The sequence below is a fragment of the Dactylosporangium sp. CS-033363 genome, from assembly GCF_050942475.1.
Lineage (GTDB): Bacteria > Actinomycetota > Actinomycetes > Mycobacteriales > Micromonosporaceae > Dactylosporangium.
The window spans coordinates 7,229,279-7,252,629 of sequence record NZ_CP192032.1 but is presented as its reverse complement, the minus strand read 5'-3'; the positions used below and the strand labels follow the sequence as shown (position 1 = coordinate 7,252,629).

The window sequence follows — 23,351 nt, the reverse complement described above, 5'->3', positions numbered from 1 at the left end:
AGGGTCCGCCTGCCCGATGTGACCAGGCTGAGGAAACCTGTGGATCTACTCAGCGGCGTCCTCGATGCGCTCGAGGAAGGCGGTCAGCTTCCCGTGGAGCCGCTCGACCTGCTCCTCGACGGTGAGCGTCTCGTCGAGGCGGCCGCCGGTGTTCGCCTTGCGCAGCCCGCGGATGTACAGCGAGCACCCCAGATCCGTGCACAGGTACACGCCCACGGAGTCGCCGTTGCGCCCCGCCTTGCCGGAGCGGCGCCCGGTCATCAGGGACACGCCGTTGCCCGGGTGCACGGTGAGGCAGAGCGAGCACATGCCCCGGGCGAGGAACCGCCGCTGCTGCTGCGCCACCCGCAGCGACACGGCGACGAGCCGGCCCTGATGCTCCGCGGCGAGGTACGAACGGTCGAGCGTGCCGGGATCGCGCCAGCCGAGGAAGTCGAGGTTGTCCCACGGCCGCTCGGCCAGGTCGCGCGGGATGTAGGCGCGCTGGGCCTCGCCCTTGGAGCAGTTGACGAAGGCGGCGCGGAGGTCGGGTTCGGTCACTGGTTGCACGCTCTCGACCGTACGTCTCCCTAAACCCCTTAGGCAAAGCAATTTGGAATCCGGTATATCCGCCGTCGGGGTATAAGTCCGAAAAGTCCGATCACGAAGTGTCGGACTTTTCGCTTGAGTCGAGCGCCCGGCCCGCCAGCGAGCCGGGCGCTCGTTCGATCAGCAGCCGACGCGCGAGGCGCCCAGGGCCACGTCGTCGTACCAGAGCGTGTCCGCCCCGTCGCCGTAGGCCTCCCAGCCCAGGCGGAGGTCGGTCACCTGCGGCTTCCAGGAGCGGGCCAGCCACTGCTGGTCGATGTCCGCCGTCGGCGTGCCGTCCACGGTCAGGCCGGGCACGGCCGCACCGTTGAGCCACGTCGTGAGCAGCCCGCGGCCGTCGACCATGAACTCCACGCAGTTCCAGGAGTTCGTGGGCAGCGGCTTGCTCTGCGCCACGCCGTTGGGGCTCTGGGCCGGCAGCGTCGCGTCGTCGGACTCGCGGTTCCACTGCAGGGCGCCGTTCTGGCCGCCCATGCGCAGGTCCTTGCCGCCGTCGCCGTTGTCCTTCAGCGCCGCGAAGGCGACGTGCTGGCTGGGCAGGGCGGTGGTGTGGCGGACGTAGAACCGGCCGTACCAGACCGAGCCGAGGCCGCTCAGGTCCTTGGTCGGCTTGACCAGGACGTGGTTGCAGTAGCCGCCCTGGCCGTTGATGCGCACCGACTTGCCGCCGCTGTGGGCGACCGACGAGTCGACCGTGGCGGTGCCGGAGCCCTGGCAGTTGGCGAACGACGTGGTCCAGTCGCCGGACACGGCGGTGCCGGTCTGGCTCTCGAACCCGTCGCAGAACGCCGCACCCGCGCAGTTCGTCGTGCCGCCGCCCGGGCTGGTACTGGTGCTCGGGCTGGGGCCGGTCGAGCGGGACGGGGACGCGGAGGCCGTCGGCGAGGTCGGGGTGCCGCCGTTCGCCGCGCACGACAGCGTGGGCGCGCTGCCCGCGGTGCCGTTGCCGAGCAGCCCGAAGTTGGTGCTGCCGCCCGCCGGCACGGTGCCGTTCCAGGCGACGTTCGCGGCCGTGACCGCGGTGCCGGACTGGGTGACGGTGGCGTTCCAGCCCTGGGCGACGGTCTGGCCGCCGGTGTAGTTCCAGCCGACCTTCCACGAGGAGGTCGGGGCGGAACCGGTGTTGGTGACCTTCACGTCGGCCTGGAAACCACCCTGCCAGGAGCCCGTCACGGTGTACGTCGCGGAGCAGCCGGCGTTCCCGCCGCCACCGCCAGAGGTCGGCGAGGACGCCGGGCTGGACGGGGGACGCGAGGTGGGTGCGCTCGAGGTCGGGCCGCCCGTCGAGCCGCCCGTGCCGTCGCCGACGCCGGTGACCTGGCCGTTGCCGCCGTCGAAGGTCACGTCGGAGCAGCCGTAGAAGGTCTCGGTGCTGTCCGAGCGGGCCCACACCGAGTAGATGATGTGCCGGCCGGACTTGGCCGCCGGCAGCTTGCCGGACCAGTAGTAGTGCCCGTCGGCGGTACCCGGCGAGCCGACCTGCGGCGGGTTGGTCACCTGCAGGAACGGCGTGGACTCGAGCGACGACCACGTCATCGGCTGGCTCGGGTCGAAGCCGTCCTTGGTGACGTACAGCGAGAACGTGCCCGGGTGGGCCGCCCAGTTGCTGTAGTCGAACTCCATCGTGGCGCCGGCGGTCAGGTGGGTCAGCGGCCAGTCGGTGCGGACCAGGTCGAAGCCCGAGAAGTCGTACACCTTGGCGTCGGCGCTGCACATCTTGCTGTCCGGGATGAAGCCGGACGTGCGCCCGGCCCCGTCGGAGCGCAGCATCGCGAACCAGTTGTACAGCGAGTTCGGACCCATCTGCGCGACCGCCGCCGAGCAGGCCGGGTTCTTCGGCACGATCTGGCCGGTGGCCGTGAGCCCGTCCTTCCAGCACAGGTACTGGCGGCTGCCCGGCTGCATCATCGCGCCGTGCGCGGACGCCGGGGTCGCGATCGCCACGACCGCGCCGGTTCCGGCCAGGGCCGCGGCGAACCACAGCGCGAGCCTTCGTCGTCGGTTCATGCCCACCTTCCAATTCATCGAGGGCAGTCCATTGAGTCGGATTGAAGGCGGCTGACCAGCGGATTGACAATTTCGAAACAGGTTTCGCACGCGGGGGCTGGCAAAAGGGGTGAAAGATTCATCACCAGGCGCTGGAAACCTGCATGTGCGGATGGATAGGCTTCCGTCGCCCGATGGGCCATTTGTCCCTGTCCCATTGTCGATATCTCGTACACGTGGAGTACTCGATGAGCTCGTCACCGCTGCGCGTCGCCATCGTCGGATCGGGCATCGGCGGGCTCGCCGCCGCGATCGCCCTGCGGCACAAGGGCTTCGAGGTGGAGGTGTACGACCAGGCGGGCGAGCTCAGCGCGATCGGCGCCGGCATCGCGCTCGGCGGCAACGGCATGCGCGTGCTCGACGACCTCGGCATCGGCCGGGCCACCCGCGACGTGGCCAGCAACCTGCAGCGCATCCAGTTCCACCACTGGCAGTCCGGCGAGATCTTCTACGAGCACCCGATGGGCGACTGGTACGACGAGCGCATGGGCGGCCCGTTCCTGGGCATCCACCGCGCCGACATGCACCAGGTGCTGCTCGACGCGTTCGACGGCACCCCGCAGCTCGGCCGGCGCGCCGCCGCCGTGTACGAGTCCCCGGACGGCGTCGAGATCGAGTTCGCCGACGGCAGCAAGGTCGAGGCCGACATCGTCGTGGGCGCCGACGGCCTGCGCTCGGCCGTGCGCCATCACGTGGCCGGCCCCGACGAGGCCGTGTTCTCGGCGATGAGCTGCTTCCGTGGGCTGGTCCCGGCGCAGAAGGTGCCGACCTCGGAGTCGATGGGTCTGACCTTCATGCTCGGCCCGGGCCGGCACCTGGTCATCTACCCGGTGCGCGGCGGCGAGCTGATCAACTTCGTGGCGTACGTGCCTGACCCCGAGTGGACCCTCGAGTCCTGGTCGTCCAAGAGCGAGCCGGCCGAGGCCCTCGCCGCGTTCGACGGCTGGAACGACACCGTCGTGTCGATGCTGTCCAACGTCGAGGAGGTCGGCCGCTGGGCCCTCTACGACCGCGAGCCGCTGCGCAAGTGGAGCACCGACCGGGTCACGCTGCTCGGCGACGCCGCCCACCCGATGCTCCCGCACGCCGGGCAGGGCAGCAACCAGGCCATCGAGGACGCGGCCGCGCTCGCCACCTACCTGTCGGCCGACGGGCTCTCGGTGGCCGAGGCGCTGCAGAAGTACGAGCACCTGCGCAAGGCCCGCACCCGCAAGATCCAGATGGGCTCGCGCGGCAACGCGGCCTGCTTCCAGCTGCCCGACGGTCCGCCGGCCGACGAGCGCAACGCCCGCCTGCAGTCGCTGCCGGACAACGTAGCCTGGATCCACGGCTACGACATCTACGCGGACCTGCGGGAGACGCTGTAAATCCGGACCTGCCCGACTGCCCGCCGGGGCTCGACCCCGGCACCCTCCCCGCCCGGCTGCACCGCTGGGCGGGGTCGCAGCCGATGCGGGACCTGGTCGCGGCGTTCGGCGGCGACCTGCCGCGGGACGCGCCGACCGCTGACCTGCTCGCCTGGCTGGACGACTTCTCCGACGCGCACTGGAACTTCCGCGGCCGCCTCGGCGGGGCCGAGCGGGACCGCGTCCGCGTCGACCTCCCGCCCCGCCTGGCCGCCGCCGCGCTGCAGGCCGCGCGCGGGCTCGGCCTGACGGACAGCATCGAGCCGCCGCACGACGAGTACGCGCACCTGCTCATCCTCGGCGGGCTCGCCCGCGCCTGCCTGCAGCGCACCGAGCACGCCGCCCGGCTGGCCGCCACCCGGCGCGTCGGCGCGGTCGCCGCCCTCGGCAGCCTGCGCCCCCTCGGCCCCGAGGAGCGCGGCGTCGTCGACGTCGACACGGAGGCCGAGGCCCTCGCGGTGGGCGTCAACGCCGCGTTCGGCGCCGACGTGCCCGTGCTCGTCGCCCCGCCCCGGGACCCGGCCGCGCCCCGGGCCAACACCGCCGACACCTACGAGCACTGGGCGGCGCAGGCCTGCCCGCGCGCCGACGAGCGCATCCTGATCGTCACCACGCCGATCTACGTGCCGTTCCAGCACTGCGACGCGATCCGGATCCTCGGGCTGCGGTACCGCTGCGGCATCGACACCGTCGGCTTCGACCCGGCCCGCGCGAGCACCCCGCAGCCGCCCGGGGCGCACGGCGCCGACCGCTACCTGCAGGAGATCCGCTCCGCCATCCGGGCCGCCCGCGCCCTGCACACCGCGGCCGCCTGACGTGCGGCTCGACGACCCGGCCGCCGATGCGGAGTGCCGGCGCCGCAACGCCGCCGCGGCCGCCCGCGCCCTGCACACCGCGGCCGCCTGACGTGCGGCTCGACGACCCGGCCGCCGCGGTGGAGCGCCGGCGCCGCAACGCCGCCGCCGCCCGCGCCCTGCACGCCGCGGGCGGCTGACGTGTGGCTCGACGACCTGGCCGCCCGCGCCCCCGTGCCCGCGGTGGCGATCGCCGTGTTCGACCGGTCCGCCGTGCGCGCCTCGGTCGTGCACGGCATCGCGGACCTGACCACCGGCCGCCCCGCCACCCGCGACTGCTGGTGGGACCTGGCCAGCCTGACCAAGGTCCTCGTCACGCTCCCCGCCGTGCTCGCCCTCGGGCTGCCCCGGGACCGGCCGATCGGCGAGCTGTGGCCGCGGGCCGCCGGGCGCGCCGCGGGCCGGGCCACCCTCGACGACCTGCTCGCCCACCGCGCCGGGCTGCCCGCCACCGCCCGCTTCTACGCGACCCTGCGCGGCCCGGCGATCGTCGACGCCGCCCTCGACACCGCGCCCGGTGAGCCGGGGCCGGTCTACAGCGACCTCGGGTACATCATCCTCGGCGCCCTCGTCGAAGACCTCACCGGACGCGAGCTCGACGGCGCCGGCCTGACGCTCGGCGGACCGGTCGCACCCGCGGTCGCCACCGAGGACTGCCCGTGGCGCGGCCGCCTCGTCAGCGGCGAGGTCCACGACGAGAACGCGTCCGCCATGGGCGGCCACGGCGGCCACGCGGGCGCGTTCGGCACCCTCGACCTGGTCACCGCCGCCGCGCAGCGGGCATTCGGCCCGGCCCCCGAGTGCCTCGCCGAGAACGCGGCGGGGGAGCGGTTCGCGGCGGGCTGGTGGCTGCACCCCGCGCGCGGCATCGGCGGGCGCGGGGCGGGCACCGACGGCTACGGCGCCTCCGGGTTCGTCGGCAACCGCCTCTGGTTCGAACCATCCCGTGGGTACGGCCTGCTGGTCCTCAGCAACCGCGTGCACCCCCGCCGCGGCGACCGCGCCCCGTTCTCCGCCTGGTGCGACGAACTCTTCGCCGCCGCGGCTGTCGAAAACGCCTGACCCACTTCGACGCGTTGGCAGAAGCTCACCAACGCCTCGAAGGAGCCCCCGACATGTCCCGCTACTCGCTCGCCGCCGGTGCCGTCGCCGCCCCGCTGTTCGCCGTGGTCGCCATCGCCCAGGCCGCCACCCGGGCCGGCTACGACATCACCCGGCACCCGGTCAGCCTGCTCAGCAACGGCGACCTCGGCTGGATGCAGATCACCGCGTTCCTGCTCACCGGCCTGCTGTCGATCGCCGCCGCCCCCGGCACCCGGGCCGCCCTGCGCGGCGGGCGCGGGGAGCGCTGGGCCCCGCGGCTCCTGGTGCTGATCGGCGCCGGGATGCTGGTCGCCGCCGTGTTCCGGCTGGACCCGGCCGACGGTTTCCCCGTCGGTACCCCCCTTGGCACCCCGGCCACGTTCAGCTGGCACGCGATCGTGCACAACCTCGGGGGCAGCCTGTCCTTCTTCTCGATGATGGCGCTGTGCCTGGTGCTGGCCCGCCGGTTCGCCGCCGACGGGCAGCGGGCCTGGGCGTGGACCGGCCGGGCCTGCGCGGTCGCGTTCTTCGCGCTCCTCGCGTGGGCGTTCACCGGCGGCCAGGCCGGCGCCCTGACCCTGTTCGCCGGCGTGCTGCTGGCGTGGGGCTGGATCGCCGCCACCTCGGGGGTGCTGCTCCGGCGGAGCTCCGGGTCGCGTCCGGGTTCTGCCCGGATGTCCGCAACCGTCCCGGCGACGACGCTCGTGGCATGACCTCCACCTCAATTGTGCGCACCGGCGCCGTCCTGGCGCCGGTGCTGCTGTTCGGCTACGGCGCGCTGCGCCTCATCGACGGGCTCGACGGCCGCCACGACAAGGGCGCCTGGATGTGGAACGCCGGGCACGTCATGTTCTTCGCGGCCATGGCGCTGCTCGGCGCGCTCGCCGTCGGGGTGCGGCGGATGCTGCCGTTCCGGGACTTCCGCAACCGGCTCATCGGCAACCTCGCGGTGGTCGGCACCCTGGCCGGCATGGTCGCGTTCCTGTGGGTCATCGTCGGCGACCTGTTCCCGTCGTTCGCCGACGCCGCACCCCTGCCGGTACCGCTGCAGATCGTCGGGCAGGCCGCGCTCGTGATCGGGCTCGTCACCCTGCTGACCCAGCTCGTGCGGGCCGGGCGGAACCCGGCCTGGAGCCCGATCGCGGCGCTGTTCGCGTTCCTGATGATCCCGGTGAACCTCGACCTGATCCCGGTCGCGGCGGTCCTGCTGTTCGTGGCCCTGCTGCCGCTGGCGGGCATGCGCCGCCGCACCCCCGTCAGCGTCTGAGTTCCTTGTAGAAGAAGCTGCAGTCCTCCAGCGAACCGGCCGGGTCGGTGGCGTAGCGGGGCACGATGCCGTACCGGGTCCAGCCCGCCGTCGCGTACAGGCGCTCGGCCGGGCTGCCGGTCGCGGTGTCGAGCAGCAGCAGGGTCGCCCCCGCCCCGGCGGCGGCCCGCTCGGCGGCGGCCAGCAGCGCCCGGCCCAGACCCCGGCCGCGGGCACCGCTGTGCACCATGAGCTTGAGCACCTCGGCCCGGTGCCGTCCGTTCGGCTTCGGTTCGAGGGAGACACTGACCGTACCGACGACGGCTTCTTGAAAGTGTGCGACCCAGACCTGCAGGGTGCCGTCGCGCACCGCCGGCTCCCGGGTGCGCCACCAGGCGGCGGCGTCGTCCGGCCCGAACGGGTCCCGGAAGCCGACCGAGGCGCCGTGCGCGACGACGTCGGCCAGGACCCCGGCCAGGGCGCCGAGGTGGTCCGGGAACTCCTCCGGAGTCAGCCGGGCGATCACGGCAGCACGATCAGCAGGACGTAGCGGACCGGCGCCGGGCCGGGGTTGACGAAGCGGGACGGGCCCCACAGCCGGTACCGCAGGCAGTCCCCGGCCCCGACCGCGTGCGCGGTGCCGCCGACGGTGAGGTCGAGGGCGCCGTCGAGGACCCACAGGTGGTGCTCCAGGCCGGCGACCGGCGGCTGCTCGTAGGCGATGTCGGCGCCCGGCTCCAGGACCGCCTCGACCACCTCGCCGCGCAGGCCCGGGTGCGGCGGGGAGACCGAGCGGCGGGTGAAGCCGGTGGCCCGGTCCCGCCACACCGGCTGCTGCCCGGCCCGCACGAGCTGCGGCGGCTCCGGCTCGACCTGGGCGAGGAGCCGGGACATCGGGATCCCGTACGCCGCGCAGAGCCGTCCCAGCAGCGCCGCCGTCGGGCTGATCTCGCCGCGCTCCAGGCGGGACAGCGTCGAGCGGCTCACCTCGGCCCGGTTCGCCAGGTCGTCGAGGGACCAGCCGCGCTCGGCCCGCAGTTCGGCGAGGCGCTCGGCGAGCCGCGCCTCCAGATCGTCTCCCATATCCGGGACGGTATCCCATATTCGGGAAGCGCGGAAGGCGTGGGAGGATCGCACCCGTGACCGAGGTTTCCGTCGCGAGCCGGCACGGGACGATGCCGGCGTACCTGGCCGAGCCGTCGGCGTCCGGCCCGCACCCCGGCGTCATCGTCATCCACGACGCGATGGGGATGGGCAACGACACCCGGGAGCAGGCCGACTGGCTGGCCGGCGCGGGGTACCTGGCCCTGGCCCCGGACCTGTTCTTCTGGGGCCGGACGATGACCTGCCTGCGCACCGTCTTCGCCGACATCCGGCGCCGGTCCGGGCCGACCTTCGACGACATCGAGGCGAGCCGGGCGCTGCTCGCGGCCGACGGGCGCTGTACCGGACGGATCGGGGTCATCGGGTTCTGCATGGGCGGCGGGTTCGCGCTGCTGCTCGCCCCCGGCCGCGGGTTCTCCGCCGTCAGCGCCAACTACGGCACGGTGCCCAGGGACGCCGCCGACGTCCTGCGCGGCGCCTGCCCGGTCGTCGGCAGCTTCGGCGGGCGGGACCTGACGCTGCGCGGGGCCGCCGACCGCCTCGACGCGGCGCTGACCGTGTGCGGGGTGCCGCACGACGTCAAGGAGTACCCGGACGCCGGGCACGGCTTCCTCAACGACCACGTCACGGCGGGCGACCCGATCCCGCTCATGGTCCGGTTCAGCAAGCCGATCCTGCGCTACGGCCCGCACGGCCCGTCGGCCGCCGACGCCCGCCGCCGGATCACGGACTTCTTCGCCGAGCACCTCGGCGCTCAGTAGCGCTCCCGCAGCTCCACCGGGTCGACGGCGTGGCCGAAATGCCAGCCCTGCCCGTACGTCACGCCGAGCCCGGTCAGGACGGCGGCGTCCTCGGCGGTCTCCACGCCCTCGGCGACCACCGCCGCGCCGGTACCGGCGGCCAGGCCCGTCAGCGACCGCACCAGCACCTGCAGCACGGCGTCGCCGGCCACGCCCGTCACGATGCTGCGGTCCAGCTTGATCACGTCGGGCTGGGTGAGCACGATGTGCCGCAGCGAGGAGAAGCCGGCCCCGACGTCGTCCACGGCGAGGCGCATGCCCCCGGCCCGCAGCGGCGCCAGGGCCCCCTTGAGCAGGTCGTAGTCCTCGACCTGCTGGTGCTCCGAGAGTTCCAGCACGATCCGGTCCAGCGGCAGCCGGGCCAGGGTGTCCAGGCACTCGTGGGTCAGCAGGGTGCTCGGGGAGACGTTCATCGCGACGTACCCGCCGACGCCCCGCAGATGCTCGGCCGCCCGCCGCAGCGCCAGGATCTCCAGCTCGTCGCCGGAGCCGACCTCGTGCGCCTCGGCGAAGCACACGTCCGGCGGCCGCTGCCAGGCGCCCGGGAACCGGCTCAGCGCCTCCGCCCCGATCCGCCGGCCGGTGCCGAGCTCGACGATCGGCTGCAGCAGCACGGCCGGTCCGCCGGCGGCGACCACGGGGTCGATCCGGCCCTCGATCTCGGCGTGCCGGGTGCGCCGCCGGAACTCGGGTTCGACGATGACGGCGGCGGCCTGGGACAGTACCTCCATCAGGGCCAGGTCGCGCCGGGAGAGCGCCTTGTCCTTGCCGAACCCGGCGGCGCAGAAGGTGCCGTAGGTCGTGCCGTCGCTGAGCACCACCGGGACCGAGATGTAGCTGCGGATGCGCGGCCACGTCGCGGCCGGCAGCGCCATCGCCTCCGGGTGCGCGGTCAGGTCCGGCATGACGGCCGGCAGCCGGCCCTCCAGGATCGCCCGGCAGATCGAGTCGTGCCACGGCTTCTCGCTGCCGTCGCGGAACAGCAGCGGCACCGCGGCCTCGACGATCTCCAGGTGCTGCACGTCGCCGTCGACGCGGCTCAGGAACGCCAGGCTCAGGCCCAGGGCGGAGCGCGCGGTCCGCAGCAGCGCCGCGACCCGCTCGTCCGCCTCGCTCCGCCGTCTCGCCACGCCCGGACATCGGCGCGCGCGCCGCGAACTCAAGCAAACGGGGCCCACGTCACGCCCCTCAGGTGACGGCGGCTCATGCGGGGCGCGGCGACCGTTGCCCGGTAACTGCCGACCGCAAGCACGCGAGGAGACTCCTGTGACCAGTGCGACCAGCGAACGCCAGGACTCGATGACGGACCAGCAGCACATGGGGATGGGGATCGACCACCCGCTGCTGCTCGCCGCCATCATGTCCCGCCGCGAGGAGAGCGAGAGCATCCTCGACCACCCGATCATGCTCGCCGCGCTCGCCCGCCGCCGCGGCGGCGGCCGCCGGACGGGCATCGAGCACCCGCTGATGATGGCGATGCTCATGCGCCGCCGCGACGAGGACGGCGACAGCATGATGGACAACCCGCTGCTGCTCGCCGCCCTGCTCTCGCGGCGCTGAGCATGCCGCAGCACGACGAGAACGGCAGCCAGCCGGTCGACGCCCTCATCGACGACCTGATCCTCGACATCCTCAACGAGGCGAACCGCGGCCAGCCACAGGCCGCCGCGGTGCCCGCCATGCCGCAGCTGCCGCGGCTGGCCAAGGGCACCCCGCTGCTCGAGCGGGTCCTGATGGCCGAGGCGGTCGCCGGGGCCCTCGCCGAGGCCCTCGCCCCGGCGCTGGCCTCCGCCCTCGCCCCGCGCATCCTGCACCTCATGGAGGGAGGCGAACCCGAAGCCGAACCGGCCAAGCGGACCTCGGCCCGGTCCGCGAAGCCGGCCAAGTAACGCAGCACGCATCCGGCCTCCCGGCGGTCTCCTCCGCCGGGAGGCGGCGGACGTAGGCTGGCGCCTATGTCGTACGCGTTGTTCAAAGAGGCCCGGGACCTGCTGCTCGCCACGCGGGAGGACCACGCCGCGGCCGTCGAGCGGTTCCGCTGGCCGGCGCTCGGCGAGTTCAACTGGGCCCTGGACTGGTTCGACACGGTCGCCGCCGGCAACGACGCGCCCGCCCTGTGGATCGTCGAGGAGGACGGGCAGGAACAGCGCATCTCGTACGCCGAGATGTCCGCCCGCTCCAACCGCCTGGCCAACTGGCTGCGGGCCCGGGGCGTGGCCCGCGGCGACCGGCTCGTGCTCATGCTCGGCAACCAGGTCGAGCTGTGGGAGACGATCCTGGCCGCGATGAAGCTCGGCGCCGTGATCATCCCGGCGACCCCGCTGCTCGGCCCGGCCGACGCCCGCGACCGGGTCCTGCGCGGCGGCGCGAAGCACGTGATCGCCGGCGCGGCCGCGGCCGGCAAGTTCGACGGCGTCGACCCGGCCGTGACCCGGATCGCGGTGGGCGGCGAGGTCGCGGGCTGGCTGCCGTACACCCTGGCCGACGACGCCACGTTCACCCCGGACGCGCCGACGAGCGCGAGCGATACCCTGCTGCTGTACTTCACCTCCGGCACGACCGCCCGCCCGAAGCTGGTGGAGCACACCCACGCCTCGTACCCCGTCGGGCACCTGTCCACGATGTACTGGATCGGCCTCGAGCCCGGCGACGTGCACCTCAACATCTCCTCGCCCGGCTGGGCCAAGCACGCCTGGAGCAACGTCTTCGCCCCGTGGAACGCCCAGGCCTGCGTCTTCATCTACAACTACACCCGCTTCGACGCCGCCGCCCTGATGCGGCAGATGCAGCGCTGCGGCGTGACGAGCTTCTGCGCCCCGCCGACCGTCTGGCGGATGCTCATCCAGTCCGACCTGTCCGCCCTGCCCACCCCGCCGCGCCTGGTCGTCGGCGCCGGCGAGCCGCTCAACCCGGAGGTCATCGAGCAGGTCCAGAAGGCCTGGGGCGTGACCATCCGCGACGGCTTCGGCCAGACCGAGACGACGGTCCAGATCGCCAACTCGCCCGGCCAGCCGGTCAAGCCGGGCTCGATGGGCCGCCCGGTCCCCGGCTACTCGATCGCCCTGATCGACCCGAACACCGGCGAACCGGGCCAGGAGGGCGAGATCTGCCTCGACCTGTCCGCCCGCCCGCTGGGCCTGATGACCGGCTACCACGGCGACCCGGACCGCACCGCCGAGGCGATGGCCGGCGGCTACTACCACACCGGCGACATCGGCTCCCGCGACGCGGACGGCTACATCACCTACGTGGGCCGCGCCGACGACGTCTTCAAGGCCTCCGACTACCGCATCTCCCCGTTCGAGCTGGAGAGCGTCCTGATCGAGCACGACGCCGTGGTGGAGGCCGCGGTGGTGCCCTCGCCGGACCCCGTGCGCCTGGCCGTGCCGAAGGCGTACGTGGTGCTCGCCGCGGGCTGGGAGCCGACCGAGGAGACGGCCCGTGCGATCTTCGCCCACTGCCGCGAGCACCTGTCGCCGTTCCAGCGCATCCGGCGGCTCGAGTTCGCCGAGCTCCCGAAGACCATCTCGGGGAAGATCCGGCGGGTGGAGCTGCGGGGCCTCGAACGCGACAAGCACCCGGACCCGGCCGCCCACCCCGACGGCGAGTTCTGGGATGTCTGAGCTGCGCCCGGAGCTGCGCCCGCGGCCGGTGCCGGCGGAGCGGATCGCGGCGCTGGAGGCGGCGGCGGACGCCGTCATCGACGGCCTGCGCACCGGCGGGGACGTGTCCGCCGCGGTCGCCGCGTTCAACGCCGGGACCGGGCACGCGTTCGCCGCCGACGACTTCCGGGTCGGCTTCGACGGCTACGACGCGCTCATCGCCATGGCCGCGCAGCCCGCCCGGCTGCGGGTCGAGGGCATCACGCAGCAGGAGCTGGCCGAGTGCGTGCGCCGGGTCCGCGCCGCCGACCCGCACACCGACCACTACCTGCGGGTGCTGACGAGCAACCTGCCCGACCCGGGGCTCTCGGACCTCATCTTCTACCCGCCGCCGGACCTCGAGGACGCCACCGACCTGGAGATCGTGGAGGCGGCGCAGCGGTACCGCCCGTTCGTCGTCGCCCCCGACGGGACCGTCAGCCGCTGAGGCGCTCCACGAGCAGCGCCGCGCCGAGCGCCGCCATCGCCAGGCCCGCGGCGCGGGTGACCCAGGTGGCGGCGCCGAGCACGCGGGTCGCGATCGCGCCCAGGACCAGGTAGAACGCGACGCAGGTCAGCACGAAGGTCAGGCCCAGCGCGGCCAGCTGCAGCCAGACCGGCCACGGGTAGGTGCGGTCGCTGAACTGGGGGAGCAGGGCCACGAACAGCAGCAGGCCCTTCGGGTTGAGGGCGCTGACGGCGACGCCGGTCAGGAACAAGCGCTTGGTTTCCCGGGGCTCGATCTCGTGCCGGCGCTGTCGCAGCATCCGCACGCCCAGCCAGATCAGATACGCGCCGCCGATCACGGTCAGGGTGGTCATCGCCGCGGGTGAGCGGGAGATCAGCACGCCGACGCCGGCCGCTACCAGCGCCGTCAGGGCCGAGTAGCCAACCGCCAGGCCCGCCACCGCCGGGACGACCCGCGGCGCGCCCAGGACGAAGGCCCAGTCCGGGCCGGGGACGGCGATCAGCGCCAGGGACAACAGCCAGAAGGCGAGCAGCGCGGTGGCGGGCATGGGCGCAACATATCGCCGTACACGCGCAAGGTGTTGCCAAGTTCTTCCCCGTCGGAGGCTCCGCGTGGAAGGATTTTGCGCGTGGACGCCATTGACCGGAAGATGCTTGCGCTGCTGCAGGAAGAGGGGCGGCTCACCGTCACCGAGCTCGCCGGGCGGGTCGGGCTCAGCGTGTCGCCCTGCCACCGGCGGCTGCGGGAGCTGGAGGAGAAGGGCGTCATCACGGGGTACCGTGCACTCGTCGACGCGGACAGCCTCGGGCTCAAGTTCCAGGCGCTCGTGTTCGTGACCATGCGGCAGGAGGACCGCGAGACGCTGCTCGGGTTCGAGGCGGCCGTCGCGCGGATTCCCAACGTCGTGCAGGCGCAGCGGCTGTTCGGCGACCCCGACTACCTGCTGCGGATCGTGACCGCGGACCTCGCGGCGTACCAGCAGTTGGAGGACGATGTGCTCGCGGTCCTGCCGGGCATCCAGCGGCTCAACTCCACCCTGGTCATGAAACAGGTCGTCGCCGATCGGCCGCTGCCGGCATGAGCCCGTTCGAGCGGCCGCACCCGGCGCGGGTCTACGACTACCTGCTCGGCGGGCGGGAGCACTTCCCCGTCGACCGGGCCGCGGCCGAGGCCGGGCTGGTCGCCAACCCCAGCAGCCGCGTCCCGCCCCGGGAGAACCGCGGGTTCCTGCGCCGGGTCGTGCAGCACCTCGCGGCCGAGCACGGGGTGCGGCAGTTCCTCGACATCGGCACCGGCATCCCGACCTCGCCCAACGTGCACGAGGTGGCGCAGGAGATCGCCCCCGACGCGCGGACCGTGTACGTCGACAACGACCCCATCGTGCTCGCCCACGCGGGCGCGCTCATGCGGGGGCACACCGCGTACGTGGACGCCGACCTTCGCGACGTCGACCGGCTCCTGGCCGCCCCCGGGCTGCGGGACACCATCGACCTCGACCGGCCGGTGGCCCTGATGCTCGTCGCGATCCTGCACTTCGTGGAGGACGAGGACAAGCCGTACGACATCGTGCGCCGCCTCGTCGACGCGCTGCCGGCCGGCAGCTTCCTCGCGCTGTCGCACCTGACCGGGGACTTCGACGCGGCCGCGTGGGAGCGGGTGGCCGCCGTCTACGCGCGTGACGGGGTCGCGATGCGCGTGCGCTCGCGGGAGGAGATCGCCGGCTTCTTCGACGGGCTCGAGCTGCTCGAGCCGGGGCTGACCGTGGTGACCCGCTGGCGCCCCGACGCCGGGGTGGACCGCCGCGCCACCGACGCCCAGGTGTCCGTCTACGGCGGCGTGGCCCGCGTCCGCTAGCGCCGCTACAGCAGGTCGGCCGGGATCAGGCTGTAGACCGCCATGTCGGCTCGGGTGCCGCGGCGGGTGGGGGTGAGATTGCGCAGTACACCTTCGAAGTGGAATCCGGCGGTTTCGGCGGTGCGCAGGGAAGCCGTGTTGGCGGTGTCCGCCTGGAGGTGCACGCGCTCCAGGCCGCACTCGGCGAGCGCCCACCCGGCCACCACCGCCGCTCCCTCGGCCGCATAGCCGCGGCCCCGGCCCCACGGCGCCGTCCAGTAGTGCATCTCGGCGGTGCGCGCCTCCCAGTCCGCCCCGAACAGCAGGACGTGCCCGACCAGGCGGCCGCCGCCGCGCGGTACCAACGCGAAACCGACGCCCTTGCCGTCCAGCCGCTGCTGCTCGATCCCGCTGGTGCACCACACCGCCGCGGTGGGCAGGTCGGCCCCGGCGTAGGGGTAGCCGATCGGCGCGCCGTCGATGAACGCGGCGTCCTGCCAGGCGGCGTGCACGTCGGGGGCGTCGGCGGCCACGAACGGGCGCACCAGGAGCCGGTCGGTGGTGAGCACGGTGCTGGGGAAGATCTCGTCGCGGCGGAGCATGCCCGAAACATAGCTCCTGCCCCGCCCGCGCCGCCCGCCCCGGTCACCGCGCCGGCGCGTCGATTCCGGCCATCACCTGCGCGACCCTGGTCTCCAGCGGGGCGGGCGGGATCTCGACGAGCTCGTAGCCGAGCCGCCGGTAGACGTCGGCGTGGATGCGTTCGAACCGCCGGGCGTCCTCCAGGCCGATCCGGCGGGCCTGGGTGGGCACGATGAAGTCCATCAGGCGGACGAAGAAGACCCTTCGCTGGTACTGGCTGTGCTTCGCCATTTCCGGCCTCTTCGCGCCCAGGTACTCGGCCAGCGCGAGCGTGCAGATCGGGGAGCGATCGAGGATCTGGATCTCTGCGCGCTGCTCGTGCTCGCGCTGTTGCTGCAGTTCGAGGATGGTGCGCAGGAAGCGCGGAGTGTCCTGCTCGATGCCGGGTACCGTGCCGATGATGTGGGTGGCGGCCTCGTCGACGACGGCGTAGCCGCGCTCCTTGAGCGCCTCGGCGATGGTGGTCTTGCCGGCGCCCGGTGCTCCGGTGAGCACGAATCTGCGGATCATGTTCGGTCTCCTGTGCGGGTAGGTTTTTGGGCATGGTTCAAGTGGCGATCGTCGGCCCGGGTGGGGTCGGGGGATTGGTCGGCGCACTGCTGGTGCGGGCCGGTCACGACGTGGTGTTCGTGGCCCGGCCGGAGACGGCGGCCCGGCTGAACGCGGGCGGCATCGAGGTGCACAGCGTGCGGTACGGGGATTTCACCGTGCCGGCCAGGGCGGTCGCGCTCCTGGACGCGCCGGCCGACCTGTGCGTGATCGCGACGAAGGCGACGACGCTGCAGGACGCGCTGGAACGCGTGCCGGCGGGCGGTGCTGAGCTCATTCTGCCACTGCTCAACGGCGTGGACCACATGGAGGTGCTGCGCGGGCGGTACCCGTCGGCGCGGGTGGTGGCCGGCTCGATCCGCGTGGAGAGCACCCGCACGGCCCCGGGCCGGATCTCGCACACGTCCGACTTCTGCCTGGTGCAGCTCGCCGGCGACGGCGCTGCTTCGATCTCGGAATGGCTGTCGGGCGCGGGCCTGGATGTCACCGTGCGTGACGGGGTTGCGGAACTGCTGTGGGACAAGCTATCGCTGCTGGCCCCGCTGGCATTGATCACGACGGTGGCGAGGGCGAGCGTCGGCCAGGCCCGCGAGATGCGCCGCGACGACCTGGTGGACATGGTCTCGGAGGTCACGGCGGTGGCCAGGGCGAACGGCTGCCAGATCGACGCGGAGACGATTCTCGGTGTGATCGACCAGATTCCGGCCCCGATGAAGTCCTCGATGCTGCGCGACGCGGAGGCCGGGCGGCCCCTGGAGCTGGACGCCATCGGGGGTGCCGTGCTGCGGGCCGGGGCTGCCTTGGGGATCCCGACCCCGGCGACGGCGCGGGTGGTGGCGGAGCTAGGCTCGTAGGGCGCGGGTCTCGGCCGGTTGATTACTTTGGGTGATCGCGGCGGAGATCGGTTAGGTGGGTGGTGTTAGGGTTGAGAAAACGGAACGCCCAACCGACCTGGACCGCCTGCGTAGTGGTGAGCGACCGCGTGAAATGCCTCCTTCTTCTTCCGCTGCGGCGTGGTGACCAGGCTGAATCCGCTCATGTCGAGATCGAACCGCGGGTCGGCGTCGTGCGTGAACAGCGGCTCGTCGAACTGCGTGACCATCGCCCCGGCGACACCCATGCGCTCGAAGATCGCGAGGTCTTCGGCGATGCGGCGGGCTTGCAGCGCCTCGTCGCGCAGCGCGGCTTCGCCTGCTTGCGGGCGGGCGGCTTTGCCTCTTTGCGGTCGGTCGGCTTCGCCTGTTTGTGGGCGGTCGGCGTTGCCGCTTTGCGGGCGGTCGGCCATGCCGCTTTGCGGGCGGTCGGCCATGCCGCTTTGCGGGCGGGCGGCCTCGTCGCTTTGCAGGCGGGCGGCGTTGCCTGTTTGCAGCCGAGCGAGCTTGCCTCTTTGCAGGCGGGGCCGGACGAACGGAACCCGGCGCAGGGCAACGGTCGGCCAGCTGATCAGGCCGGTGGTGAGCAGGTCCGGATCGAGCTCGGCGCCCCGGTACGCCCGCATGCCGAACTCGGTGATCACCAGCGGCTTGCCGTGCCGGAGGCAGCGCTCGAGGATGCGCTCGTAGTGCGGTTCGGACGTGACGTACCGGTAGTGATCGACCCCGACGAAGTCGAACATCCCCCAGTCGACCCGCTCGAACGGCAGCGACGCGTAGCTGATCGGCCCTTGGAACTCGCGCCGGGCGGTGGCCGCCGCGGCGGCGAGGAACGCGGCGAGCGGCTCGGCGTGGCGGCCGGCTCGGATCGCGGCGGCGGGGTTCTTGGTGCGGGCGGCGAAGGTACGGCCGGGGAGGATGCCGCGCAGGAAGAACGAGGCCTCGGTGGCGACGCTGAGCACGACGCGCTCGCGCCCGCCGGCCGCCGCGCGGATGGTGTCGGTGTCGCGGGTGGCTGCGGTGCGAGCGGTGTCGGCGTCGCGGTTGGCGGCGGTGCGGGCGGTTTCGGCGTCGCGGGTGGTTGCGGTGCGGAGGGTGTCGGCGTCGCGGGTCGCGGCGGTGGGAGTGGTTTCGGCGTCGCGGGTGGTTGCGGTGCGGAGGGTGTCGGCGTCGCGGTTGGCGGTGGTGCGAGCGGTGTCGGCGTCGCGGGTGGCTGCGGTGGGAGTGGCTTGGGCGTCGCGGGCGGCGGCGGTGCGGAGGGTGTCGGCGTCGCGGGTGGCGGGGTCCGTGCGGGTGGCGGGCTCCGTGCGGGTGGCGGCGCTCGTGCGGGTGGCGGCCGCCGCGGTGCGGATGGCTTCGGCGCGGCGGGCGGCTTCGGCCAGGTAGGCGAGGGTGCGCTGCGGGGTGTGGTTCCACAGCTCGGGTGACAGCCACACGTCCAGGCCCAGGTCGAGGGCGTCCTCGGCGGCCATCGTGAGGCGGTCCAGGTCGCGGCCGCAGAGCTTGACGGTGTTGGCGTGCAGGTCGTCGCGGATCGTGATCAGGTCCTGGCGGGTTTCGGCGCGGTCGAAGTGGGGGCGCCAGTTGAAGCCGAGGTGGCGGCCGGTGTCGTAGAGGACGCCTCGGATCTGCATGAGGGCGTTCCTGCTCCCTTCGCGTTGCTTGGGGCGGCGGTTGACTTGCGTCAACCTAAGTCGGCTTGCATCAACCTAAGTCAGCAGGACTTGCTGCAACTTAAGTCGCGGTCGGTGACGCAAGTCGGGGGACTTGCTGCGACCTGAGTCTCGATCGGTGACGCAAGCCAGGGGAAACCTGCAGCGACCTAAGTCTCGGTCGGTGACGCAAGCGCCAGGGAACTTGCAGCGGCCTAAGTGGCGGTCGGTGACGCAAGTTGGGGTGTGGGCGACGACGAAGTGAGAGGGGCGGACCGGGGCGGCGGTGGTGACTGAGGATCCGGGCGGCGGAACGCGCGGGCCAGCAGCAGCGACACCGTGATCGAGGCCAGCGCCATCACCGCCATCGCGCGGCCCGGCGGCATCAGCTGGGCCACCGCGCCGGCCACCGTGGCGCCCACCGCCTGCATCGTGAACATGCCCGAGCTGTGCAAGCCCAGCGAGTGGCCGCGCAAAGCAGGCGGCGTCAGATCCGCCAGGCGGTCCTGCAGCAGGAGGCTTCCGCAGTACCCGACCGAGGCCACGGCCACCAGCAGCACCGCCGGCCACAGGGGCAGGGTCAGCGCGAAGGCAAGGTACGGGACCGCGAGCAAGAGCTGTACCGGCGTGGTGAACCTGCGGCGCAACCGAGCCGGCAACAGGCGCCCCGCGAACGCATCCCCCGCCAGCATGCCCAGCGCCGCCGCTACGAACAGGGCCCCCGCCGCGCCCGGGGAGTACGGGACGAACAGCGCCTCGCAGCCCACGATCAACCCGTTCGGGACCCACAGTCCAATGTAGACGGCACGTCGCGCCGGGGAGGAGAGCAGTTCGCGGTTGCCGTGCCAGGTGGCGCGGATCGAGGCGCGGCCCGCGGACCTCGGGCGGCGGGGGGAGAGGCCCAACCGGGCGATCGCGGCGGCCAGCAGGTTCAGGGCGGCGCCGACAAGCAGTACCAGAGAAGGCGAGACGGTCGCGAGGAGCAGGCCGCCGCCGGCGAAGCCCGCGATCTGCATGGCGCCCACGGACATGTTGAGCAGCGAGCGGCCCAGCAGGTAGCCGTCGGCGGGGACGATCTCCGACAGCAGGCCGAAGCGGACGCCGCCGCCGATCGACGCCGACAGGCCCTGGGCCAGCACGACCGCCAGGACGGCGCCGATCGGGAGGTCCGGGACGGCCAGCGCGGCGGTGGTCAGGGCGGCGAAGCAGGCCAGGCCGGTCAGCGCGGCCCGCGGTGGCAGCCGATCCGCCGCCGACAACAGCGTGGCCGCGCCGATGACCTGGGCGAACGAGGCGCCGAACATGCTCAGCGCGGACAGCAGCGGGGAGCCGGTCCTGCCGTACACGAGGGTCGCCAGCGCGATCCCGCTCACCGTCTGGGCCGCGACCTGGGCCGACACGGTGGCGAACAGGGCGGTGAACTCCCGGGCGGCGAACAACTCGCGGTACGTGCGCATGATCCGCAGTCTGCGGGCCCGCACCGGCAAGGACGTAGAGTTTCGGAAGGAGACGAAACCAAACCGAGGCGAACCAAACCGAGGCGAAACAAGCAACCATGGGGTACTGGTGGATCGACGCCGACGTCCTCGCGAGCAGCCGGTTCGTGGTGTCGCCGCTGGCCGAGACCGTCGGCTGCCTGGCCGCGATCAACGGCCAGCACCGCGTCTCCCCGGCCCAGCGCGACTGGCTCACCGGGGCGCTGCCCGCGTTCCGCGCGCGGTGGGGCGACGACGAGTTCGCGCTGCCGTTCCTGCGCGACGCGATCCGGCCCGGCTGGCTCGCCGACTTCCTGGTCAAGCCGCCGCCCTCGGACGCGCCCACGTTCGCCGAGGAGCTGGCGCGGGTCGCCGACACGAGCGACGAGCGGGCCCGGCGCGACCTCACCGAACAGCTCGGGCGGCCGCTCGCGCCGGTGCTCAACCAGGGCGGGCTGGTCGAGCGGGCGGTGGAGCTGGTGGACTGGGTGTGGCGGCACACGGTACGCCCGGCCTGGCCCCGCATCCGCCGCGTGTTCGAGGCCGACATCGTGGCCCGCACCGACCGGCTGTCGACGGGCGGCTGGGCGGCGGTGCTCGACGGCATGCGGCCCGGGATGCGCTGGCTCGGCGACGGGCGGCTGCAGATCAACACCTATGACTACCCGCCGATGGACGTCACCGGCAGCCGGCTCCTGTTCGTGCCGACCACGGCGGCGCGGGGCTGGGTGAGCTGGGAGGAGCCGGGCGCGGTGCACACGGTCGTCTATCCGTGCACGGGCTGGCTGGCGCAAGACCCGGATGTCGTACCCCCAGAGGCCCTCGCCCGCCTCATCGGTCCCGCCCGCGCCCGCATCCTGACGCTCCTGGCCGCACCGAAGAGCACCACCCAGCTCGTCGCCCTGACCGGGCAGACCCTCGGCTCGGCGGGCGGGCACCTGCGGGTCCTGCGCGACGCCGGGCTGGCCGCGCGCCGAAGGTCCGGCCGCTCGGTGCTCTACTACCGGACCGCGCTGGGCGACGCGCTGTGCTCGAAAGAACACTCAGCCGAGGTACCGGACCAGTAGCGTCTTGAGCTCGTCGAGCACGAACTGGTCGCCGGCCGGGTCCGTGCGGAACGCCTGGTTGAGCATGAACTCGGTCAGCCGTACCGCCAGCAGCAGCCGCCGCCCGAGCGAGCCGTCGTCGGGCCGGCCGTAGTGGCCGGTCAGCACCCCGTGCAGGCGCGCGGCCAGCTGCTCGTCGTTCTCCGCGCTCGCGCCCGGCGTCATGCGCAGGGCCTGGGCGCCGAGGGAGACCTGCCGGTAGCCGGGCTCGGCGCGGAAGAACTCCGCGAACGCCTCGGTGATCCGGTCCGCGAACCCGGCAAGCGTCGGCGGCGGCGCGGCGACCTGCGCGTCCATCAGCTCGAGCACCTTGTCCAGCCACGACTCGGACAGCGCGTAGAAGATCGCGTCCCGGTCCGGGAAGAACCGGTACAGCGACCCGACCGACACCCCCGCCCGGTCCGCGATGGCCCGCGTGCCGATCTCGTCGAACGGCACCTCCTGCAGCAGGGCGGCGGCCGCGGCCAGCACCCGCTCCCGCTTCTCGCGGCTGCGCTGCTGCTGGGGCTCGGTCCGCGTCTGCATGGCGGCCTCGATTGTCGCACGCCCCTTGACTCGATCTCGGAAGCTGAACCAGACTCTGGTTCATGTTCAAGCTACTCTGGCTCGCGGCGGTCACCTCGGCCCTCGGCAACGGCATGCGCTGGGTGGCGCTGCCGCTGCTGGCCGCGGGGCAGACCGGCGACCCGTGGACCATCTCGCTCGTCACCGCGGCCGAGCAGTTGCCGTGGCTGCTGTTCGGCCTGTTCGCGGGCGTCCTCGCCGACCGCCTCGACCGCCGCCGGCTCGCCCTGTTCAGCGACCTCGGCCGGGCCGCCGTCATGATCCTGTTCACCGCCGCCGTGGCGTGCGGGTTCGCCCCGATCGCCCTCATCGCGGCCCTCGGCTTCGTGCTGACCTGCGGCGACACGATCGCGAGCGCGGCCCTCGCCGGATTGCTGCCCGCGGTGGTACCCCCTGAACGGCGCGCCACCGCCAACGGCCGCCTCGCCGCCGGGGTGCAGGTGACCGACGCCCTGATCGGCTCGACGGCCGGCGCGGCGCTGTTCGGGGCGGCGGCCGTCGCGCCGTTCGCCGTCGACGCGGCCACGTTCCTGGCCTCGGCCGCCTGCCTGGCCCTGCTGCGCGCCCCGACCTCGGACCGCTCGGCTTCGGAGCGCTCGGCCTCGGACCGCTCGGCCCCGGACCGCCCGGCCTCGGACCGCCCGGCCTCGGACCGCTCGGCCTCGGACCGCTCGGCCTCGGACCGCTCGGCCTCGGACCGCTCGGCCTCGGACCGCTCGGCCTCGGACCGCTCGGCCCCGACGCGGATTCGGCGGGACCTGACCGAGGGGCTGCGGCTCATGTGGGCGGCGCCGGCGGTGCGCGGGTTGTGCCTGTTGCAGGCGGTCATCAGCATCGCGTACGCCGCGATCCTCGCCGTCCTCGTCCTGTTCGCCACCCGCGTGCTGGGGCTCGGGCCCGCCGGGTTCGGCCTGTTCGTCGCCGTGTTCGCGGTCGGTGGCGTGGCCGGCGGCTTCGGCGCGGGCGCCCTGGCCCGGCGGTTCGGGCTGCGCCGGTGCCTGCTCGCCGCGGTCGGGGCCACCGCGCTCTGCGTCGCCGCGCTCGGCCTGGCCGCCGGCGCGGTCGTCGCGCTGGTCGCCGCCGCGCTGCTCGGGGCCGGTTCGACGCTCGTCGACGCGCTCGGGGCGACGATGCGGCAGCGGCTCGTGCCCGACGCGTACCTCGGCCGCGTCACCAACGCCTTCCGCATCGTCGGGCTCGGCGCGGCACCCGCCGGGGCGCTCGGGGCGGGTGCCCTCGCCCACGCCTACGGCCTGCGCACCCCGTTCCTGGCCGGCGCCGTGCTCGTCCTGGCCGGGCTGGCCGCCTGCGCGCCGCGGCTGCGCGACACCGAAACCGGCGAGATCGGCGCCGGCGAGATCGGCGCCGGCGAGATCGGCGCCGGCGAGATCGGCGCCGGCGAGATCGGCGCCGGCGAGATC

General features: G+C 73.4%; 24 protein-coding genes and 3 pseudogenes. 15 read left to right on the top strand and 12 right to left on the bottom strand.

The window, feature by feature from the left end:
* Positions 1 to 45 precede the first annotated feature (45 nt).
* From ACQPZ4_RS33525 to ACQPZ4_RS33515, 3 genes and pseudogenes are all read right to left on the bottom strand, one after another.
* The gene (locus ACQPZ4_RS33525; protein WP_433044580.1) at positions 46 to 549 is read right to left on the bottom strand and encodes an FBP domain-containing protein; all 504 of its coding nucleotides are present in this window, start codon (positions 547 to 549) and stop codon (positions 46 to 48) included.
* Positions 550 to 708: 159 nt separating this feature from the next.
* Positions 709 to 1,350, bottom strand: a pseudogene (locus ACQPZ4_RS33520) (cellulose-binding protein); the annotation flags it as partial.
* 138 nt (positions 1,351 to 1,488) lie between these two features.
* Positions 1,489 to 2,595, bottom strand: a pseudogene (locus ACQPZ4_RS33515) (lytic polysaccharide monooxygenase auxiliary activity family 9 protein); the annotation flags it as partial.
* A gap of 227 nt (positions 2,596 to 2,822) precedes the next feature.
* Here ACQPZ4_RS33515 and ACQPZ4_RS33510 point away from each other — a divergent pair.
* The 5 genes from ACQPZ4_RS33510 (at position 2,823) to ACQPZ4_RS33490 (ending at position 7,244) form a co-directional block, all read left to right on the top strand.
* Positions 2,823 to 4,001, top strand: coding sequence for an FAD-dependent monooxygenase (locus ACQPZ4_RS33510; protein WP_433044577.1), 1,179 nt, complete (start codon positions 2,823 to 2,825; stop codon positions 3,999 to 4,001).
* Between the two features lie 83 nt (positions 4,002 to 4,084).
* On the top strand, positions 4,085 to 4,855 hold the full coding sequence (locus ACQPZ4_RS33505; protein ID WP_433044575.1) for a hypothetical protein: 771 nt from the start codon (positions 4,085 to 4,087) through the stop codon (positions 4,853 to 4,855).
* Positions 4,856 to 5,035: 180 nt separating this feature from the next.
* Positions 5,036 to 5,956: a serine hydrolase domain-containing protein gene (locus ACQPZ4_RS33500; RefSeq protein ID WP_433044572.1), complete on the top strand. Its 921-nt coding sequence runs from the start codon at positions 5,036 to 5,038 to the stop codon at positions 5,954 to 5,956.
* 53 nt (positions 5,957 to 6,009) lie between these two features.
* Positions 6,010 to 6,690: a DUF998 domain-containing protein gene (locus ACQPZ4_RS33495; RefSeq protein ID WP_433044569.1), complete on the top strand. Its 681-nt coding sequence runs from the start codon at positions 6,010 to 6,012 to the stop codon at positions 6,688 to 6,690.
* The gene (locus tag ACQPZ4_RS33490) at positions 6,687 to 7,244 is read left to right on the top strand and encodes a hypothetical protein (protein ID WP_433044566.1); all 558 of its coding nucleotides are present in this window, start codon (positions 6,687 to 6,689) and stop codon (positions 7,242 to 7,244) included. Before ACQPZ4_RS33495 ends, ACQPZ4_RS33490 begins: the two co-directional genes overlap by 4 nt.
* On the opposite strand, the gene ACQPZ4_RS33485 is transcribed toward ACQPZ4_RS33490, so the two are convergent.
* Entirely contained in the window at positions 7,234 to 7,749 is a 516-nt protein-coding gene (locus tag ACQPZ4_RS33485; RefSeq protein WP_433044564.1) for an N-acetyltransferase family protein, read from the bottom strand. The genes ACQPZ4_RS33490 and ACQPZ4_RS33485 overlap by 11 nt on opposite strands.
* Positions 7,746 to 8,306, bottom strand: coding sequence for a helix-turn-helix domain-containing protein (locus tag ACQPZ4_RS33480; RefSeq protein ID WP_433044561.1), 561 nt, complete (start codon positions 8,304 to 8,306; stop codon positions 7,746 to 7,748). Before ACQPZ4_RS33480 ends, ACQPZ4_RS33485 begins: the two co-directional genes overlap by 4 nt.
* A 56-nt stretch (positions 8,307 to 8,362) precedes the next feature.
* Between ACQPZ4_RS33480 and ACQPZ4_RS33475 the strand changes: the two genes are divergently transcribed.
* Complete coding sequence (locus tag ACQPZ4_RS33475; RefSeq protein ID WP_433044558.1) at positions 8,363 to 9,088, top strand: dienelactone hydrolase family protein; 726 nt, start codon at positions 8,363 to 8,365, stop codon at positions 9,086 to 9,088.
* Here ACQPZ4_RS33475 and ACQPZ4_RS33470 read toward each other — a convergent pair.
* Positions 9,082 to 10,257 carry an EAL domain-containing protein gene (locus ACQPZ4_RS33470; protein ID WP_433044555.1) on the bottom strand — a complete coding sequence of 392 codons (1,176 nt, stop codon included), beginning with the start codon at positions 10,255 to 10,257 and terminating at the stop codon, positions 9,082 to 9,084. The two genes, ACQPZ4_RS33475 and ACQPZ4_RS33470, sit on opposite strands and share 7 nt — an antisense overlap.
* A 136-nt stretch (positions 10,258 to 10,393) precedes the next feature.
* Between ACQPZ4_RS33470 and ACQPZ4_RS33465 the strand changes: the two genes are divergently transcribed.
* The 4 genes from ACQPZ4_RS33465 (at position 10,394) to ACQPZ4_RS33450 (ending at position 13,216) form a co-directional block, all read left to right on the top strand.
* Positions 10,394 to 10,687 (top strand): hypothetical protein, encoded by a 294-nt coding sequence (locus ACQPZ4_RS33465; protein WP_433044552.1) that lies wholly within the window; start codon positions 10,394 to 10,396, stop codon positions 10,685 to 10,687.
* Between the two features lie 2 nt (positions 10,688 to 10,689).
* Positions 10,690 to 11,016: a hypothetical protein gene (locus ACQPZ4_RS33460; RefSeq protein ID WP_433044549.1), complete on the top strand. Its 327-nt coding sequence runs from the start codon at positions 10,690 to 10,692 to the stop codon at positions 11,014 to 11,016.
* Positions 11,017 to 11,082: 66 nt separating this feature from the next.
* Positions 11,083 to 12,750 carry an AMP-binding protein gene (locus ACQPZ4_RS33455; RefSeq protein ID WP_433044546.1) on the top strand — a complete coding sequence of 556 codons (1,668 nt, stop codon included), beginning with the start codon at positions 11,083 to 11,085 and terminating at the stop codon, positions 12,748 to 12,750.
* The gene (locus ACQPZ4_RS33450) at positions 12,743 to 13,216 is read left to right on the top strand and encodes a hypothetical protein (RefSeq protein ID WP_433044543.1); all 474 of its coding nucleotides are present in this window, start codon (positions 12,743 to 12,745) and stop codon (positions 13,214 to 13,216) included. Before ACQPZ4_RS33455 ends, ACQPZ4_RS33450 begins: the two co-directional genes overlap by 8 nt.
* Here the strand turns inward: ACQPZ4_RS33450 and ACQPZ4_RS33445 are convergent.
* A complete protein-coding gene (locus ACQPZ4_RS33445) occupies positions 13,206 to 13,784 on the bottom strand; it encodes a LysE family translocator (RefSeq protein WP_433044540.1) in 579 nt (192 codons plus the stop codon). The two genes, ACQPZ4_RS33450 and ACQPZ4_RS33445, sit on opposite strands and share 11 nt — an antisense overlap.
* A gap of 81 nt (positions 13,785 to 13,865) precedes the next feature.
* Between ACQPZ4_RS33445 and ACQPZ4_RS33440 the strand changes: the two genes are divergently transcribed.
* Both ACQPZ4_RS33440 and ACQPZ4_RS33435 read left to right on the top strand, forming a co-directional pair.
* Positions 13,866 to 14,318: an Lrp/AsnC family transcriptional regulator gene (locus ACQPZ4_RS33440; protein ID WP_433044537.1), complete on the top strand. Its 453-nt coding sequence runs from the start codon at positions 13,866 to 13,868 to the stop codon at positions 14,316 to 14,318.
* Positions 14,315 to 15,091, top strand: coding sequence for an SAM-dependent methyltransferase (locus ACQPZ4_RS33435; RefSeq protein WP_433044534.1), 777 nt, complete (start codon positions 14,315 to 14,317; stop codon positions 15,089 to 15,091). The genes ACQPZ4_RS33440 and ACQPZ4_RS33435 overlap by 4 nt, the downstream gene beginning before the upstream one ends.
* Positions 15,092 to 15,096: 5 nt before the next feature.
* Here the strand turns inward: ACQPZ4_RS33435 and ACQPZ4_RS33430 are convergent, their stop codons facing one another.
* Both ACQPZ4_RS33430 and ACQPZ4_RS33425 read right to left on the bottom strand, forming a co-directional pair.
* On the bottom strand, positions 15,097 to 15,672 hold the full coding sequence (locus ACQPZ4_RS33430) for a GNAT family N-acetyltransferase (RefSeq protein WP_433044531.1): 576 nt from the start codon (positions 15,670 to 15,672) through the stop codon (positions 15,097 to 15,099).
* A gap of 43 nt (positions 15,673 to 15,715) precedes the next feature.
* Positions 15,716 to 16,222 carry an AAA family ATPase gene (locus ACQPZ4_RS33425; protein WP_433044528.1) on the bottom strand — a complete coding sequence of 169 codons (507 nt, stop codon included), beginning with the start codon at positions 16,220 to 16,222 and terminating at the stop codon, positions 15,716 to 15,718.
* Positions 16,223 to 16,254: 32 nt separating this feature from the next.
* Between ACQPZ4_RS33425 and ACQPZ4_RS33420 the strand changes: the two genes are divergently transcribed.
* Positions 16,255 to 17,115, top strand: coding sequence for a ketopantoate reductase family protein (locus tag ACQPZ4_RS33420; RefSeq protein ID WP_433044525.1), 861 nt, complete (start codon positions 16,255 to 16,257; stop codon positions 17,113 to 17,115).
* 65 nt (positions 17,116 to 17,180) lie between these two features.
* On the opposite strand, the gene ACQPZ4_RS33415 is transcribed toward ACQPZ4_RS33420, so the two are convergent.
* Positions 17,181 to 18,821 (bottom strand): hypothetical protein, encoded by a 1,641-nt coding sequence (locus ACQPZ4_RS33415; protein WP_433044523.1) that lies wholly within the window; start codon positions 18,819 to 18,821, stop codon positions 17,181 to 17,183.
* Between the two features lie 179 nt (positions 18,822 to 19,000).
* Entirely contained in the window at positions 19,001 to 20,242 is a 1,242-nt protein-coding gene (locus ACQPZ4_RS33410) for an MFS transporter (RefSeq protein ID WP_433044520.1), read from the bottom strand.
* 98 nt (positions 20,243 to 20,340) lie between these two features.
* Here ACQPZ4_RS33410 and ACQPZ4_RS33405 point away from each other — a divergent pair, with 98 nt between their 5' ends.
* Positions 20,341 to 21,327, top strand: a complete 987-nt coding sequence (locus ACQPZ4_RS33405; protein WP_433044517.1) for an ArsR/SmtB family transcription factor — start codon at positions 20,341 to 20,343, stop codon at positions 21,325 to 21,327.
* Here ACQPZ4_RS33405 and ACQPZ4_RS33400 read toward each other — a convergent pair.
* Positions 21,304 to 21,891 (bottom strand): TetR family transcriptional regulator, encoded by a 588-nt coding sequence (locus tag ACQPZ4_RS33400; protein ID WP_433044514.1) that lies wholly within the window; start codon positions 21,889 to 21,891, stop codon positions 21,304 to 21,306. The genes ACQPZ4_RS33405 and ACQPZ4_RS33400 overlap by 24 nt on opposite strands.
* Positions 21,892 to 21,953: 62 nt before the next feature.
* Between ACQPZ4_RS33400 and ACQPZ4_RS33395 the strand changes: the two are divergent.
* A pseudogene (locus ACQPZ4_RS33395) lies at positions 21,954 to 23,207 on the top strand (MFS transporter); the annotation flags it as partial.
* Positions 23,208 to 23,351: the final 144 nt, after the last annotated feature.